Here is a 17118-nt window from a genome sequence, read left to right as displayed (position 1 = left end):
GGGCAGTGTTCGTTGAAATGGCCCATACACTCTCCGAACCCAGAAAGAATGCGGGCCACAAGTGTCCTAGTTCGAAAAGAACGCCAGCCAAAACGGGTAAAACAAAACTTAGCATAGAACTCTCGCCTCGTTACCAAACGACTAAGTGGTCGGTAGAGTGCCAAGAGTTTTAACCGTCCTTTCAGACAGCTTAAAAATTTGAAAGGTTTTGGTTATTTATATTGGTGTTAGATGGAAGCCTGGGCGCAAACGGCTCATTAACTGTGACTACCAATGTTGAATGCAACACTAGGCGCGTGCGGGGTACGGCCTCAATAGGCTGCTGCCTTCCCTTCATCTCAGGCGTTCTTGGCGATGTGCATGGGCCGGCGGTAAAAGCCCTTAATTGTCATCGATCACACATCAGTCTTTTGCATGTGCGGCACGTTGCGAACCGTGCATTCCGGACGTTCAGAGTCAGGTAGCAAATTGCTCGTGAGCAGACGAAGAGGACTTTGCCTTCTCACAGCAAAGCCATTATCCAATGACCATGACAGTGGAGCTAAGTGCAGACGTCATTTGGTGTCTTCGGGCACTCGCGCAAGAAGCGAATAATCAGCGTGAGCTTTATCCGGGCTTTGCAGTTGTTGCCGACGAACTAGTTTTGGACTTCGATGACGCGTATTCGAGTTACAAAGAAACAACTCAAACTGAACATGCTGATCTCGAGAGACTGGACGCACATATCTTAAGTAAATCAGGTGTTTCTGAGTATTGGACAGATGAGGCACTAGACCAATCTGCCTTTTGGAATGAGATTAGGCAGCAGGCCTCGCGAGCACTAAAGGCTCGCAACCTTACAACGTTTGCGCCACACCCGAGCTCGGCAACCTATATTTCCGAAGGCGAAGTTTGGACCTCGGGTCGCGATTCCGAAACGCCCTCAGAAGATACACCTATTTCAGTCTTCAAGAGGCTTCTCAACCGCTTCCGCTAGGGGCTCAACTCGGACATTGGCGCTGTCCCTTCTTGGTGTCAAACTTGCTTTATCGAGCTCCAAGAGATGCTCCTGGTACGATATGAGTAAGTATGCCCAGTCCTGACACTCTGAATTCTCCGATAGGCGTTTGCGTAAGCTTGTCACTCGTGCCTTCTAGGTCTATCCGCTTGGCCACTCGAGTATCCGGCAGGTCGTCCCTTGCGTCCAAAAGAGGTTGTGATGAAGTTCTTCGTTACCGCTCTGGTTCTGATGGCACTGTTCGGATGCTATGTGTATTTCGCGGGAATTGGGCGGCCAATATCCATTGAAGAAGAAACCGCATAGTATGAAGTGGATGCGTTGAAATATACCGAAATGCTCAACCAGATTAAGACCCGTGGTCCTAAAGGGCACGCTGCCGTGACTGAGTGGAACGTTAGTTGGGACTGGAAGTGCAGAGTTTCCCTGGATGTGAAAACAACCTACCCTCAACATGTCAACTTGGAAGGGTTATCTACCTCACAGAAAGTAAGTTGGCATGAATTCCTTTCGAAACTAAGGCTCCATGAAAACTTCCATAAATTTGATGGGATCCAGGCTGCTCGCGACGTGTCTGATAACTGGTGCCTGGGAGCGCGGTTCATAATAAAATATTGGATAGCACAAAGCGAGATACTCGACTTGAGGACCGATCACGGGCGAACGGACGGTGTTGTGCTAAAGTTGTAGCATAAGCAAAGAACTGAACTTACCACCCAAGTCTGCACTCATTTTCGACCTCATTTATATCCATAGCTAGTAGTATTGCGTCTGTTCGCGAACCAGCGGCTTGACGAAAAAGCAACCATTCGTGCGCCTGGAAACACTGGTTGATTTGGGCTCAACGCTGCCCTTCTTTGCGGTGGGCGTCGATAGGACACTAGAGTCCATCGCTGCCGTTCTCTGATTTCTTGACCGACGCGTCTTCATTCGTACGGTTTGAATAACCGGTAAAGACACTCATATCGTGAAGGACAATTTCGAACTAAGTCGACAATACTCCCGATGGCTAAGACTCACAGTTAGATGTAACATCAGCGGTGGTCGATGCATGTCATGAGAATATGAGAACAAACCTCTCCAGTTCAATCAGAACCGAACGCTAAGGTTTGCACCCAAGCCATGCTCTTGGCCGTTCGAACGTACCGAGTAGCCGTACCCTGCTGTTAGTCTTGCTTGCTCGGAAATTTGATACCCTAGCCCCAAACCAAGAACGAACCCGTTAGCGCCTCTGTTCTGCCCGGCTTGCGTGAATGTCCCAAATATCGGGCTAGTAACAGTGATTTCATGCTCACTATCCTTGTTGGCAAAGAAGTCGTATTCGTAACGGGCAAAAGCTATAGGGGTTAGCAGCCCATTGTCAGTCAAAAAGTCCTGTTGATAATCGAAGCCAATGGAAGCGACTAGGGACTCTGCATCCGCCTTATCAATTGAATAGTTGAAGTCGCCACCTCCGGTCTCTGTTCCAGACCCTTGTTGAATGCGTCCGTAGTTCAATCCAAAAACTGCAGAAACTCTTGCGCCGCTGTCCAGGTTAAACAACCTGCGTGCTTGGAGGCCGGCGTGAATACCTTCTTGGTCCAAATCTGACTTTGCCTCGCCTCCAGTAAAGCCATCAACGGAAGGGTTGTTCCGCTTGGCGTCGGTGTCACCGAACATGTAACCGATCAGCCCGGAAAACTCCCAGGTTCCGGTTGTTGTACGCCCATAAACGCCCACGTGATAGCTGTCGGTCGAAAAGTCCTGATCGACTTGATCGTGCTCATCCATGGAGGATGTCCCGAAGCCTGCGTACAAGCCGACCACACCTCTAACTGTACTTGCGACATCCGCTCCGACCAAAATGGTGCCGAGCGAATAGTCAAATGTCCCAAGACCGTTACTTCCATCAACGTCCCCCCTCACATAGGCCGTGTCGATCCACCAGCGTCGATCAGAGCAGTCTATTGCGCCACTAGGACTCTGGACCGGGTTGATGCCACCTGAGGCAACGGGTCTGTCCTGATTGTTGAAACCAACCGATTGATACTTGCGGCAGTCAGCGTGGCTCAGCACAGTGTTGGTTATAAGGTCTAGTTGCTCAAGCCCAATGGTCAGGTTGGAGGAGTAAGGTTCAGCGTGCACACGATTAAACCCAGCTAAGCCTGAATTGGTGAGAGTATTGACAGCGGTACCTATTGTTGAGCCATTAGTAAGCCCCGTACCAGGCGACGTGTTTGTGGTGTTGGCAACCGCACCAGCAAGGTTGCTGGCATTTGGCGAATTGGTAACTACCGGGTTCTGCGGTAAGCTTGAGACTGGCAACGCGGTAAAAGCAATATCAATCTGACCATCTGCAGAGGGCGTATTCGCTATCGTCAGATGGGACAAAGCCGGAAGAGAGCCACCTGCAACAAGTGTTGGCGAATCTCCATCAAAACTCGAGGCTTGAAAAACCGTGTAGTTGTTGCCAGCAGCATAGTCCTGCGCAGTCAGACCGGGACGAGCGGCTTCGACTTGTATGGTAGCGCGGTTAATTCCTGTCACCGGGCCACTGGATGACACTAAGTCAGCTTTCTGACCGGCCGTCGGGTCGACTTCACTTATAAGCCTTGACCCAGTTTCAAAGGCGATTCCGCCACTATTGTTGAGCGTACCAATTGAAAAGCCCGGCGAAAGCACCCCTCCGTTCTTAACTGTGAAGTTGAATGCGTTTACGGTTCCCGTTCCGGCCAGCGTACCAAAATTCTCAAAATTTACGGTGTTCAAACTGCTTGTGGCATCAAGCCGAACAGTCGTGCCTGCCGCTATCGCAATATCGCTGGTTGAAGAAATCGAACTATTCGTAAGTGTGAAATCGGAGGCCTCGGCGACCCGAGTTTGGATATAGTACGCCCCAAAAACTACTTCGGTAGCTCCCATAACAGTCAGGTTGTCATAGGTTAAGGGACGATTTGACTGGAAGTAAACTTCAGTGGGGTCGATATTCGCGCCGTTGAACGGAGCGAACGTCATTGATCTACCGGAACCAATCGAAGTTCCAATGAGGTTCACTCTGAGCTTCCCGTTGATGTTTGTTGCCAAGGCCTCCCGGGAAACAAAGTCTCCGCTTCCCGCCGCGACATCAACATTCAGAAGAGTTAACACTGAAGCATTACTCGGAACGGTATTTTGGCCAGGAACATATAACTCTATTTCACCAGAGGACGTGATGGTGGAGTTTCCAATTGTTAGTCCTGTTATGGGTCCGTTTGGGATAGGAAGGCAGGTTCGCTCGGTCGTCGAGATTGTTTGGTTCACTAGAGTACTTTCAGAACCTGATGAATACTCAATCCGGGGAGAACCTAACTCCACGCACGCCTGTGAGCTTTGAGCGTGTGCGCTGACCGGCATCAAAAAACAAGCCAAGTTGCCCAATATGAACTTAATGAAAAAACCGTTCTGTTTGCTTCGTATTACACTTGCCTGGCCGCTGGCCTCCATCAGTCATCTCCTCTAGTGCTACAACGAGGCTATACATTTGATAGCATACAGAGGTTTTGTGGGGATAGTTCATAATAATCGAAGGTTTGAATGTTTATTCATCCACGACCTTTGTCGATACATACAAGAATTTCCGCCTTGGGTGTTCGCTAAGAACAGGAAAGCACAATTTTTCGCATTTCTGCCATTCATGATGCTCGATACTGCCAACGCAGCGAACTGCACATTTCAGAGATTCAAATCTAGGCGGCAAATGGCGGGAGAACGGCCTCTCGCTGCATCTACTTAAAAAGTCACTACTGCTTAGTCAGGCAAGACCAAGTGCCATTGACCCAAATCAAGAAACCAACCGGTTGAATGGTGTAGTGTTAAGCAATGCCCGCAGCAACGAACAAGACCGATTTGCTTGCCGCCTTCGACAAGGAATTGGCAAAGCTACGCAAGACGCTCGATGGCGTCGATGAAGCGCATTCCTGTTTGTCGACCCCCGAAGACGAAACCACGATCAAAGGTGTCATCGCTCACCGAACCCATTGGATGGGCATGTTCCACGGTTGGTACGAAGATAGCGTTGCGGGGCGCGAGGTTCATGTGCCAGCCAGGGGCTATAAATGGAACCAACTCAAAGAATACAACGCGTCACTGTATGCGAGAGGCAACGAGGCAACTTGGGTGGGCCTGCTCTCAGAATTTGAGTCCGCATGCGATAAACTGCATCGTTTTATCGAGGCTCAAGACGATGTCACGCTATACTCAAGTGGTGTGCACGCATGGACCGGGAAATGGTCCCTAGGTCGGTTTGCCGAGGCATCTGGTCCATCACATTTTCGGTCTGCCAACTCCTATATCCGTAGGGCGCTGCGTAGCGCCAGCACAGGCTAGTGCTGCCGTTCGCAAAGCTGACTATCAAGATTTCAAGACAAACGTGTGCTCACTCCAGTCATTGTCTAAGACATGGCCCAACTGCTCGTTTGAGCCCGTTCCTGTCGTTTAGCAAGGATCGATCTTTCGCATGTGAAGCACGTCGAAAAACGCATATTTCGGACGTTCAGAGTCCGGTGTCGGATGGCAGATAAGCGGACTTTGCCGACTTTGACAAAGTTGTAATTTTATCGTTAGCAGAACCGAAACAACGCTCAGCAAAAGAGGGCTTGGCCTATTCTATGGCGCAATTCGAAGTTCGACTAATGTTTGAGTGGGGAGGGCCGTGTTTGTGGGGCATGAATGAAGCGACTCAATCCGCTTTTGGGGGTTATTCAGACTTGGAGAGTTCCTTGCCTTTATCAAACGGGACAAAGGCGAAGCTAATTGAACTCATAACTGCTCACGATACAGCTCTAGATTGGGCAGATCCGGGTGGGCCTAGTCCTTGGTCAAAGAATGACTTTGACAAGTTCGAGGTCGAAGCGCACGCTATTCTCAAAACAATTCAAACCGAACTCGGTGACCAGTTTTTAGTTTGGTACGATCCGGTTGGAACAGCAGACGAGGGGTAACTTTGGGCTCACTGTCGCCTTTCTCTGCGGTGGGCATCAATGGGAGGTAAGAGCCCCATCTTGCCGTTGATCCCTTTTCCGCCTTTCACACATGCAGCGGACCGCAAACCGAACATTCCGGACGTTCAAAACCAAGTTTAAGATGGCCGCTATGCGGACGAAACTTCCTTTTGCTGCGGCTGGTTCAAAGTCTGCTTTTGGAAATCCTTCCTAGAAGTACTGGTCAACTCCGCATGCGTTCGAAATTGGGATCATAAGGTGAGTTATCGATCACATGCGCTGCAATGTCTTCTCCGCATAGGTCCAGCAAAAGTGTTGACCCGGCGGTGGCGCAATCGGGTTTTACGAACGCGTATGCGAGGTTCATTCCGACACGGTGGCCGTATTCGCCGGACGTGATGGTGCCAACCACCGCGTTGTCTTGCATCAGTGATGAGCCCGGATGTGCTGGGGCTTGAGCGGTGTCGATCTTCAGCGTGACTAGCTTTCTTTTCGGTCCAGCGGACTGCCGTTCCAGTAGCGCCGCTTTGCCGACAAAGTCATGTTTTTCCAGCTTCACGAACCGTGAAAGACCCGTCTCGAACGGGTCAAATTCGGTAATCAGGTCGGCTTTCCAATGTAGGAACCCCTTCTCCATGCGCATGGATTCAATGGCGCGCGCGCCGAAGAGTTCCAAACCATGCGCCCGCCCGGCCTCGCGCAAAGCGAGGTAAGCTGCATAAAGCGATGCATTCGGCACATGGATTTCATATGCCAGCTCCCCTGAAAAGCTCACCCCCATCACCACTGCAGGTGCGAACCCGATGCAGCATTCACGGACCGACAACCACGGGAATGCGTCCGAAGACCAGTTCCCGCGCGCGCAGTCAGACAGGACCGCCCGTGCCTTTGGCCCGGCGAGGACCAGTATTGTATGATCGTTGGTCAGGCTGCGAAGTTGCACATCCTCGTCTTGCCTTAAATGCAAAGTGAGCCAATCCATGTCATGGTATTCAGACGCGGCAGCTGAGCCATACCAGACTCTGTCTGGCCCGCGCTCCGAGGCAGATAGATTGGCAACCGTAGCCTCGCCCTTGATGCACCCGTGTTCGTTCAACAGATACCCTAGCCCAACGCGGCCATCTCGTTTAGTAACGTTCCCGCAGATCATGCGGTCAAGGAAAGCGTGACGATCCTTTCCGGTGATCTCGATACGGTTGAAACCATTCACTTCTGCCAAGCCTACATTCGTTGCAACATTGGCGACCTCGGCCGCAATGACATCGAACGTCTCGTCAAAATTGAAGCTTAACGATGAGTGAAACGCAGGCGAAGGCTTGATGTAGTCCACACGCTCCCAGCCATTTACAACCGTGAATTCCGCGCCTTCGGCTGCTAGCACAGCCGTCAAAGGTGTTGTTTTTGCATTACGTCCTGCGGGGCGATGCTCGTGCGGGAGATGGAAGCGAAACTCGTTCTGGTAATCCTCTATCGCTTTGAGCGCAGTCAATTCGACGGTTGCATGACCGGTGAAGCGGCGCGGATCGATCACCCACGTGTCATAGCACGCCTCGCCATGCACAATCTGCTGTGCCAGAAGCCAACCGTGACCGCCCCCTTCGCCCAACCCAGCACGCAGGCCGATGATACAGTAGGCGTTGCGCTTTCCAGGGATCGGCCCAACCAAGGGCGCACCATCGATTGTGTAGGTGATCGGGCCATTCACGATCCGCTTGATCCCGACTTCAGCCAAGGCAGGCATGCGTTTGAACGCGCCTTCCAGCACGTCCATCACACGATCCAGATCATCAGGACATAGATCGTTCGAAAAGCTTGGGCTGATCCCGTCCATCCCCCAGGTTTTGCAATCCTGTTCGTAGAACCCGACCAGCAAACCGTCCTTTTCCTGGCGGGAATAATAGTCCGAGATCGGGCAGCGTAGGAGCGGCATACGGTGCCCGGCCTCTGCAATCGCCGGGATATCCTCGGTTATGAAATACTGATGTTCCATCGACGCTACGGGATGCTCCACCCCCATCATCCGGCCAATCTCGTTCACGCGGTATCCGCCTGCATTGACCACGATGCCGCAATCGATGTCACCATGCCCGGTGTGGACGGTCCACGTATCATCCCTTTGCTGGGTCAGCGCGGTGACCGGAGTATTGCGATAGACTTCTGCACCGGCTTTGCGCGCATGAAACGCGAGCGCTTGGCATAGCTGGGCAGGGTCAATGTCACCGTCCTCGCCATCCCAAAGGCCGCCCAGAAGGTTTTCAGTCGAAATGAGCGGGTGGCGGCGGGCGCATTCCTCGGCGTCGATAACTTCATACTCAACACCCATCCCGCGTGCCATTGACGCAAAGTGGCGATACCCCTGCATCTGTTCTTCTGTATTAGCCAGGCGAATGCCGCCATCACCGTGGTGATAGCCAACCGGATAGTCGGGATCGTCCCGTAGTTTCTTGTAAAGGGCGATGGAGTGGGACTTGAGACCAACCATCGTCTGGGTCAAGCCGAAATTCGTGACCTGAGCCGCCGAATGCCAGGTAGTGCCCGACGTCAGTTCATCACGTTCAACCAGGACCACATCAGACCATCCCTCTTGCGTGAGATGATACAAGGTCGAGCAGCCCGCAATGCCGCCACCAATGACGACAACTTTGGTCCGGGTTTTCATGTCAGACTCCTTTGTGTTTCTGGCTGGCACTCTGCCAAATGTACTAATCTCCGAAAAATTGTTTTATGTAAGGTATAATCTCAAAATACCTGAGGTATTGGTATGACACTCTCACTCCGTGCGATGCGTTACGTGCAGGCTGCATTGAAGCATTGCAGCATCACGGGAGCGGCCCAGGCCACCAACGTAACACCCTCGGCAATCGCCGCTGCGTTGGATCAGGCCGAAGCCGTTTTCGGTATGGCCCTTGTCACGCGAGCGCGGGCCAAGGGAGTCTTTCCGACCGCAGCAGGCCGTGATGTCGGACGGCATATTGATGATTTGTTGGAACGTTACGATGCATTGTTCACAAGCATTTCCGATCTCCAATCAAACCTTTCTGGAAATCTCAGCATCGGATACAACGCACCGATTGCTCCAGCATTTTTGCCCATGCTTGCGGCACAAATGCAGCAGTCCAATCCCGGCGTGACATTCACGCTGACCGAGGGCGACAACAACTCTGTCCAGACCGGTTTGGTGGACGGGCAGTTCGATGTGATCCTGTTCGTTGAAGAGCTGCCCAATCCGCAAATCGCAACGCAACCGATTTTCCATGCCCCTACGTATTGCCTGTGTCCAACGGACCATGCGCTCGCTCAGCAAAACACAGTGAGCGTGCCCCAAATAGTGGCCGAGCCCTTGATCCTTTTGGACCGACCCGCTGCGCGTGGGTATTATCTGGATCTTCTTGAACAAGGCGGAGGAGCCCCTCGTGTCGTGGCAACCACCAATTCGACCGAAATGGTCCGATCGCTTGTCGCCTCAAAGATTGGGATTTCCCTGTTGAACATGAAACCACGTGACGTGCCGACCTATGCAGGAAACGACGTACGCTGCCTGCCAATCCGGGACAGCAACAGCGGCGTCACCCTCTCGCTCGGGTTTGCACCAGGACCGAAACGAAAACTGGTTCAGACCTTCGTTGAAAGCTGCGTCGTATTTTGTGACGGACCGTCGGGCGCGAATTTGACCGTCTCCACAGCTTAGAGCGCCGAAAAAGAGCAGGACCGTACTTGAAAAAAAGATGTCATCGCAGACATTCGTTCATCGCGCGGCACGAGGTAGATTGAGCTCGAACCAGACCTTCGATGCGGCTGGCGCAAATGGCCGCTTTGGACCGCGTGCTGGGGCAGGGTATTCTGCCGATCAACCAAGTCCTAGCAAGACACACAGCGCCTGTTTCCAGATCGTGAAGAGGCTCATTAGTTTTCTGTTTAACGTCGATTTGAAGCGCCTGAACCGTCGAAACATTCAAAATGCACAAAAATCTTAAGGTGTTGAATTCAATGGGAGGTGAGTCTCAATAATTCAGTCCCGTTATTTACGTACTCCGACAAATGATGGGGTCAGGCGCATATGTACGCGTAATTAACATTATGTAAAATGATGCAGGCCAACTCCCACAGACCCAACGAAAACCCGGTACGAACTTTAGGGTTTGAATAACGGCGGTTGAACGTCCCGACTTTGCCAGATGCCGCGCAGGAAAGACCACTGCTTGGCGCGTTTTCTCGCCGAAAACAACAAAACCGGAGACAGCATCTGAATTGCGGCAGACGCTATGGCCCGCCCAAAAGCGAAGGGAACACCATGTTTGCGGGCAACGTACACCCTCGATTGCCCCATATGCCAAGCCTTCAATCCCGCGATGGCGGTGCTGCGCGGAGAGGATTGTCCTCCTGCATGGCTTACCTGAGCTTCATGTATGTAATACAAGGGACCGCATACCGCTTTCAATCGCAGGCTCAGATCATCGTCTTCATGATACATGAAGATTTCCGGATCAAACCCTCCGATCTTTTCGAACGCAACTCGTCGGACCAGCAAGGCAGATCCTACGAGAACAGGTAGCTCAATATCGGAATCGGCCTCCTTCTGCTGCAAGGCTTCACTGCGCGGCAGGATCACGCTGGAACGCCTGAACAGAGGTTTTCCGCGCCCCTTTAGAATTCCGGGATTGAATGCAGAAGCATCGGGGTGGCGGTCAGCCCCTTTTTGCAGTGCTTCTAGCGCACCCGGCTGAAGGCATGAATCCGGATTCAGAAACAAAAGCAAATCTGTTTGAGCCTGGGCTGCGCCGAGATTGCAGGCCCGGCCGAAACCGGCATTCTCAGAGCTTCTGATCAGAGTCGCACCCCGCGCATCGGCCATTTGCTGAATTGTTTCGACATCATCCGATGCGTTGTCGACCAGTATGACGGGCACGCCTTCGGGGATCGAACTCAGCATCTCCGGCAGAACCCGGCTGCTGTTGTAACAAACGCTTATGACGGTGATCTGCGACAAGACAAGCTTTCCAATCAATGGAGTTTAGACCTTATCCGTTTCTTTCTCTCAAACGCCGTTAGGGTCAACCCCCCTCCCCCACATGCGCAAGCTCAATGAGACCATTGATTTGAGGCACCCAGATAGACAAAGCGGACCCCCGGCTTTCCGGCGGAGGTCCGCAGAGCATTTTGTTTCGTTTCTTCTGATGACGCTAATGCTACTCGCTATCCGAACAGCTTGAGATTGCTGCTCTGCCCGGGCATCGAGAACCGATGCAGGTTCGGAAACAGCATATCCAATTGATCATGAGGCGTGCCGAACCAATGGGCTAATCCAGCATATAGCTGATCTGTCGAAGTCGTCGGGATGAGTACTCCATTTCCGACATCCAACGGATTGTCACTATCCAATCCAAGTTCCGGGTAGTCACCAAAGACCTGCCCACCATTGACCGGCGTTCCCATGACAATCGTGTTGCCGCCCCAGCCATGATCGGTGCCATTGCCATTTGACGTGAGCGTGCGGCCGAAATCTGATCCGGTAAAAGTCACGACCTGGTCGTCCAGTCCCATTTCGATGAGAGCGGTCTGAAACTCACCCAATGCCCGGCTGAGAATTCGCAACATGCCCGCTTGGGTATCCAGAAGTTCATCATGATGATCCCAGCCAATATAGCGCAGGAAGAAGGTTTGCTGCTGCAAGCCCAGCTCGCTTGACGCTTTAATGGTTTGAGCGACCTTGCGCAGTTCCTGGCTGAGCGGTGTCTCCGAGAAAGCGGTGGGAACCGAAACATCCTTGGTGCCGGCTTTGAAAACCTCGTGTTGCGCCTGAGCAGTCCGGGTCAGGTTCAGGTAGGTTTCCTTGAACGGATCGCCATCGTAGCTTGCCGACATCAGCTTATCGAAACTTGCCTTGATGGTTTCGTTCAGGATCGACTGCTCTTCGGTTACGTAGAAGCCGGTGCTGCCTTTTTCGGTAATGGCGTAAGGCAGGCTGCTGTTTCCGTTCTGAACGATGTTGTTGCCAGCCAGCGAGATGTTCATGGCAATCTCGTGTTCGGATTTCGAGGGCTGAAGTGCATCTGCGAAATACCCGAACCAGCCCTTGTTCAGACGCTGATCCGGACGTGAGGTTTGCCAGTGTTTGAACTGATCAGCGTGGGACAGCAGGCCAAGAGGAATACGGGCCGAGCCGTTCAGAAAGCTCTCTTTTGTCACCCGCTCGATCATCGGGCCAACATTGGTGACAAAACTGAGCTTGCGTTGATCAAACAAATCCCGGACCTCGGGCATTGCCGAATGCAGACCGAAGGTGCGGCCATTGGCATCTGTATAACCCTCAAGCGGCAAGAGTTCTTTCTTGCTGTGAGCAAGATTGGATCTGGTCTCTGCGTATTGGCGATGATGGATATCATCAATGGGCACCAGCATATTGTAGCTGTCGTTGCCGCCATCCAGCATGATGAAAACCAGTGCTTTTCGCGCGGGAGCAATCGACAGGGGCGTTCCACCCGGCAGGGCAAAGGACGGCGCAGTCCGGCTCATGGACCAGACACCGGCTGCAGCTCCGGTCTGAATGAATTGACGGCGGGAAAGTGCGAATTTTGCCATGGCTCAAGCCTCCTGCACGGTGAATTCGGGTGAAATCGTAATCATGAACAAGATGGTCTGAACGACCCATGCCGGTTCATTGGCATAGAGCCTGAACGCTTCTTTGATCTGCGGTTTGATCGCCAATTCCGGTCGACCGGTCAGCAACTCGGACAGTTGATCAATCAGTGCATCATGTTGCCCCGGATCCTTTGCAATCTCGATAGCTTCATCGAGATCAAGTTTCAGATGATCCTGAGTTTCTTTCTCCAGTGCTTCGGGCCACATCTCGGGGACCATCTTGCCCTCTTCCGATGCACCGATCTGTGTCGATACGATGGGCAACCATTCTCCGAAGAACCACTGATACATCTGGTTGATCCAAGCGATCGAAGTCGACGACGTATGCAATTCGAATTCAGGCGCAACCAGCCCCTTGTCCTCAAGCCCTCCGTGAGGAACGAAATCAGCTTTGTAAAAGTTGAACACGGTTGGCGCCGACAATGGGTGCTGCGCCAGCGCATCCTGAATATCATCGCCCAGCAGCCAGTACTTGCCGCTTTCATTCCGGGCATTGAACGCCAGCATAAGCTGAGTAATGCGCTGCAGCGGCGATTTGAGCTTCTGGCTTTGCACGTACAGGTCACCATCCTGCCGGCCACCCGGCAAGACGGTGTCTGAAACCGGCGCCGCCAACGGGTAAGCCAGGATCGCATAGACCATCGAGGCCATATCACCGTTTGGTCCAAACGCCTCGGAGACGGTTCTGACATAATCTGGGCTGGGGTTCGATGTAACCAGCCGCGCAATCATGTGGCGGGCAACGAAAGGTGCGGTCGAAGGATGCGTCACAAGGCGCTGAACGACCTCCCAAACTTCTTCTTCGCCGCTTTGTCCGCCCGGCAGATCGATATGCCCATTCAGGAGCTTTTTGGGCCCGCGATCATGATAGTCTTCGTGAAAAACCATCGGTTGCGTCATCGAGACAAACGGTACGGTCTTGTACGATTTTTCGATGCCGTCGTCGAAGCCGACAGGGTAACCGTTGTAGTCATCCTGCCAGAAGCTGGTGGTCCACTCGTACCGGTAGGCTGCCGCTGACAGTCCGGTGAAAACCCGCGCCATTTCGCGGATATCGGCGTTGTCATAGGTTGGGATCGGGTTTCCGGCGCTATCCAGTTTTTCACTGCCGTCGGGGTTCAGCTCAAACAAGCCGATGGAAAACAGCTGCATGATCTCACGCGCATAGTTTTCATCAGGATGGATGTGTTTCTCCGGCACCGCCTTTTGATTGTTCATATGGCTCAGATAGATGCCCATGGTGGGATGCATCGACACTTCGTAGAGCATATCTGCGTAGGACCCGAATGCATGGCGGTAGAGAATGTCATAGTAGCTGGCCATACCCACAGCATCGAGTTCGAGCGACGAGTTATCCGATATCACCAGAAGCTCGGACAATGCCAATGCAACGCGCTGCCGGAGCATGTCCTGTCGTTGAGACAACAGGTGCTGCCACCACGCCATGTGAAAATACCATTTATACGGCAGGGCCGGATTGTTGCCTTCGCCATTCAGCGCGGCTGCTCCGTGTTTTGCCACCATTCTCTGGCGAAAACTCTGCCAGATCTCACGCGTTCTGGTCTCATACACGTTATTGGCAATCGGAGCGGACTTGAGTTGCTCCATCAGCCATGGCTCCATGCCTTTGGCTTTGACCTGATCCACGAGTGCTTGATCGGCACCAAGTGTGGCTTGCATCAGAAATCGGCTGACGCGCGCGTTTTGTGACATCAGAATCTCCTGAGTTGGATTATGGGTGATGACCAGGCCCGCGGAGCGGAAGTGGCATTAATGATCATTTTTGACAATTTATGTCTCACAAGTTTATTGTCAATTGTGATTATTTATTTTCTGTCGGACAGGATGAATTGTCGCGTCTTGGCAAATCGATGCGCATGTGCGGTCATTCACACGGCGTATGATCTGGCGCTCCCGATCGGCGCCCATCGATTACGGGCAAACTAAATGATGACCGCCCGGCTGTGCCAATTCTGCAGACAGGGGCAGCAACTGGCATCACCAAACTGGCAAATTAACAGGTTAGTGGGTGGACAAAGCGCGCAACGCCTGACGGCGTCAGCACTTATCTGCTTTCGGAATGCCTCATCGGCACACCAGGTTAAACTTTAGGTATGCCCGGTCAACTCGCGGTTATCCGAACTTCCGCAAATATCGATAATCTCACGCTTCTGAATCTTCCCGGTCGGACCTTTTGGCAGCGTCTCCCAAATCTCTATACGCTTGGGAATCTTGAAGTTTGCAATCTTGCCCCGGCAGTACTCGCGCAGATCAGGGCCGCTGGTGGTTTGGTCGGCATGCAGCGTAACCACCGCATGTATGCGATCACCCCATTTGGGATCCGGAAGGCCGAATACGCTGACTTCATCCACTGCGTCATGCTCAGCCAGACAGTTTTCGACTTCAACCGGGAATACGTTGTATCCGCCTGACTTGATCCGGAACTTAGCACGGTCTTTCAGGTGCACATATCCTTCGGCATCAATCAGCGCGATATCACCCGTATGCAGCCAGCCGTCGCGCACAGTCTCGGAATACTCAACGGCCTGATTCCAGTAGCCCGGGATGACAAAAGGCGAACGGATCAACAACTCGCCTGCCTCACCCCGAGGAAGCTCCTGCCCGGCATCATCAACCACACGTACATCAACAAAGAACAAGGGTTTACCCGCGCTTTCTAGGCAGTCATGTCCATCCTTCAGCGCGCGCTCGTGGTCCGTGGCTGTCAGCATCATACCCATCCCCATCAGCTCGGTCGTGCCGAACATCTGCAGGAACTCACAGCCAAACGCCTTGAGCGCCTCGCGAACAGTCGCAGGAGGGATCGGTGCCGATCCATAACCAAGCTGTCGGATCGAGGAACAATTGTACCTGGTGATCTGGCCTGAGGTAAGCAATCCATTCAACATGGTCGGAACAAGAACGCAAATGGTGGCCTGTTCACGTTCGATAAGCTTCAACGCGATTTCAGCATCCCACTCGCCAATGATTGCACATTTGGAACCGTGAAACATGTTGCGCAGAAGATGCATAATCGGAATACCGGAGGCCGGCATCGCATGCAGCCAAACATCATCCGGAGTAGCACCTTCGGCAAGCGCGATTGCGGCCATGGACTCCATCATCATCTGATGTGGATAGATGGCACCTTTGGGCAATCCGGTCGATCCGGTCGTATAGCAGATCATAAGTTGATCATGCGGTGTTTGATCGAACGTCCCGGAACCCATCTCAGCGCTGAGCAGCGCCTCATAGTCCAGATCAAAACCATGATCGCTACCAATTCCAATCAGGATGGGCTGGCGTTTGCTGGCGTTCAGGGCCTCTTTGGCGATATCGACCATAACTGCCTGCACAAACAAAACATCGATGCCGGCGTCGTCGATAAGGGCCCCAATCTCGCGCGGCGCCAAACGATAGTTTAAACCCACGCGGATCGCGCCGGTCTTTGCGCAGGCACCGATCGTCTCCACCATCTCGATGCAGTCAGGCAGGATAACACCAACGCGATCCCCTTTTCTCACATTCAAACCCTGCAAGGCGTGGGCCAGAACATCTGTACGCTTGCCAAGATCGCGCCAACTGCGACGGCGGTCCAGTTCGACATATGCGTCGTGATCACCAAAGCGATTTGCATTTCGATCAATCAACTGGCCAAGCGTCGGCATCGGCGCCTCCTATCAATACTTAAGTTAGTGAACGTTCGCTTTCTTACTATCAAGCAAGATACATTGGGCTGTCAACGAAGAACTCTTCAATCTTGGCAGGAGATTCCCAGGCTGGGCTTGACAGCGCTTACGGGAGGCTCCCTACCTCCCGCAAAAATACCAAACACGCATATAATCACTCGATCATTTGCCGAGTGGCGTCAGTTTGTGAAAACCCTTGCGCCCATAGATCAACGCCGACTTATCCGGGTTCAGATAAACCTGCCTGACCAATCCAAAGAACACCGCATGTGTTTTCGTATTGGCCCAACTTTCGACCTCACACTCGAATGAGGCAACGGCCTCTTTCAACACAGGCAGGTCCAAATCACCCCTGCCCCAGGTTCCGGCCATCTGAAACTGCTGTTCCTTGTCTGCCTTTGAGGAGAAGGCGCCAACCACTTCAGTCATGTCGTCAGGCACGAGGTTCACAGCAAATTTTCGACTATCCATTACGGTACCATATGTGCGGGCGGTGCGATTAATGCACACCAGCAGTGCGGGCGGATCAGCCGTCAGCGAACAAACAGCTGTCGCGGCCATACCAGCTCTCTCGCCTTGGTATTCTGAGGTCACGATGTTCGTCGAGGCCGCAAGCAATTGCATGCCGGATTTGAACCTGTCTTCGGTGGTCAGGGTCATTCTACACTCTTACACTTTAGTGTACGTTCACTTACTTCCACATAATTGATCCAATGTCAACGCGGCCATCGCAGCCCGGCATCATCAAATGAAAACCCAGGCTGTTGATTCAGGAATTGGAACAGGCGCACCAACCAGCGATAAGTTTAGCTACGCCCGCAGGACCAAACAGGAG

At 52.6% G+C, this 17118-nt stretch carries 11 protein-coding genes; 4 read left to right on the top strand and 7 right to left on the bottom strand.

Annotation, left to right across the window (positions count from 1 at the left end; all coding sequences use genetic code 11):
- The first annotated feature begins 523 nt into the window (after positions 1-523).
- On the top strand, positions 524-976 hold the full coding sequence (locus E1297_RS43870) for a hypothetical protein (protein ID WP_155149617.1): 453 nt from the start codon (positions 524-526) through the stop codon (positions 974-976).
- 333 nt (positions 977-1309) lie between these two features.
- The gene (locus tag E1297_RS51475; RefSeq protein ID WP_368669849.1) at positions 1310-1687 is read left to right on the top strand and encodes a DUF922 domain-containing protein; all 378 of its coding nucleotides are present in this window, start codon (positions 1310-1312) and stop codon (positions 1685-1687) included.
- Between the two features lie 399 nt (positions 1688-2086).
- Here the strand turns inward: E1297_RS51475 and E1297_RS43860 are convergent, their stop codons facing one another.
- Positions 2087-4459: an autotransporter outer membrane beta-barrel domain-containing protein gene (locus E1297_RS43860; protein ID WP_209016348.1), complete on the bottom strand. Its 2373-nt coding sequence runs from the start codon at positions 4457-4459 to the stop codon at positions 2087-2089.
- 375 nt (positions 4460-4834) lie between these two features.
- Here E1297_RS43860 and E1297_RS43855 point away from each other — a divergent pair, with 375 nt between their 5' ends.
- Positions 4835-5341, top strand: a complete 507-nt coding sequence (locus E1297_RS43855) for a ClbS/DfsB family four-helix bundle protein (RefSeq protein ID WP_155149613.1) — start codon at positions 4835-4837, stop codon at positions 5339-5341.
- Positions 5342-6178: 837 nt separating this feature from the next.
- Here the strand turns inward: E1297_RS43855 and E1297_RS43850 are convergent.
- Positions 6179-8614, bottom strand: a complete 2436-nt coding sequence (locus E1297_RS43850) for an FAD-dependent oxidoreductase (RefSeq protein WP_155149611.1) — start codon at positions 8612-8614, stop codon at positions 6179-6181.
- 102 nt (positions 8615-8716) lie between these two features.
- Here E1297_RS43850 and E1297_RS43845 point away from each other — a divergent pair, with 102 nt between their 5' ends.
- Positions 8717-9643 carry a LysR family transcriptional regulator gene (locus E1297_RS43845; protein ID WP_155149609.1) on the top strand — a complete coding sequence of 309 codons (927 nt, stop codon included), beginning with the start codon at positions 8717-8719 and terminating at the stop codon, positions 9641-9643.
- A 444-nt stretch (positions 9644-10087) separates the two neighbouring features.
- Here E1297_RS43845 and E1297_RS43840 read toward each other — a convergent pair whose 3' ends face one another.
- From E1297_RS43840 to E1297_RS43820, 5 genes are all read right to left on the bottom strand, one after another.
- The gene (locus tag E1297_RS43840; protein ID WP_155149607.1) at positions 10088-10942 is read right to left on the bottom strand and encodes a glycosyltransferase family 2 protein; all 855 of its coding nucleotides are present in this window, start codon (positions 10940-10942) and stop codon (positions 10088-10090) included.
- A gap of 206 nt (positions 10943-11148) precedes the next feature.
- Complete coding sequence (locus E1297_RS43835) at positions 11149-12534, bottom strand: DUF1501 domain-containing protein (protein WP_155149605.1); 1386 nt, start codon at positions 12532-12534, stop codon at positions 11149-11151.
- A gap of 3 nt (positions 12535-12537) precedes the next feature.
- Complete coding sequence (locus E1297_RS43830) at positions 12538-14307, bottom strand: DUF1800 family protein (RefSeq protein ID WP_155149604.1); 1770 nt, start codon at positions 14305-14307, stop codon at positions 12538-12540.
- Positions 14308-14702: 395 nt separating this feature from the next.
- Positions 14703-16262, bottom strand: a complete 1560-nt coding sequence (locus E1297_RS43825; RefSeq protein WP_155149602.1) for a class I adenylate-forming enzyme family protein — start codon at positions 16260-16262, stop codon at positions 14703-14705.
- Between the two features lie 183 nt (positions 16263-16445).
- Complete coding sequence (locus tag E1297_RS43820; protein WP_155149600.1) at positions 16446-16943, bottom strand: flavin reductase family protein; 498 nt, start codon at positions 16941-16943, stop codon at positions 16446-16448.
- Between the last annotated feature and the right edge of the window lie 175 nt (positions 16944-17118).

It is taken from the genome of Roseibium sp. RKSG952, assembly GCF_009711355.1.
Note: the sequence above shows the minus strand (reverse complement) of the source record. Positions and strands in the feature narration are given on the sequence as shown.

Excerpts from the sequence above, each read along its gene's own strand:
- E1297_RS43870 (WP_155149617.1), top strand. The coding sequence starts at position 524 with ATGACCATGACAGTGGAGCTAAGTGCAGACGTCATTTGGTGTCTTCGG.
- E1297_RS43860 (WP_209016348.1), bottom strand. The coding sequence starts at position 4,459 with ATGGAGGCCAGCGGCCAGGCAAGTGTAATACGAAGCAAACAGAACGGT.
- E1297_RS43855 (WP_155149613.1), top strand. The coding sequence starts at position 4,835 with ATGCCCGCAGCAACGAACAAGACCGATTTGCTTGCCGCCTTCGACAAG.
- E1297_RS43850 (WP_155149611.1), bottom strand. The coding sequence starts at position 8,614 with ATGAAAACCCGGACCAAAGTTGTCGTCATTGGTGGCGGCATTGCGGGC.
- E1297_RS43845 (WP_155149609.1), top strand. The coding sequence starts at position 8,717 with ATGACACTCTCACTCCGTGCGATGCGTTACGTGCAGGCTGCATTGAAG.
- E1297_RS43835 (WP_155149605.1), bottom strand. The coding sequence starts at position 12,534 with ATGGCAAAATTCGCACTTTCCCGCCGTCAATTCATTCAGACCGGAGCT.
- E1297_RS43830 (WP_155149604.1), bottom strand. The coding sequence starts at position 14,307 with ATGTCACAAAACGCGCGCGTCAGCCGATTTCTGATGCAAGCCACACTT.
- E1297_RS43825 (WP_155149602.1), bottom strand. The coding sequence starts at position 16,262 with ATGCCGACGCTTGGCCAGTTGATTGATCGAAATGCAAATCGCTTTGGT.
- E1297_RS43820 (WP_155149600.1), bottom strand. The coding sequence starts at position 16,943 with ATGACCCTGACCACCGAAGACAGGTTCAAATCCGGCATGCAATTGCTT.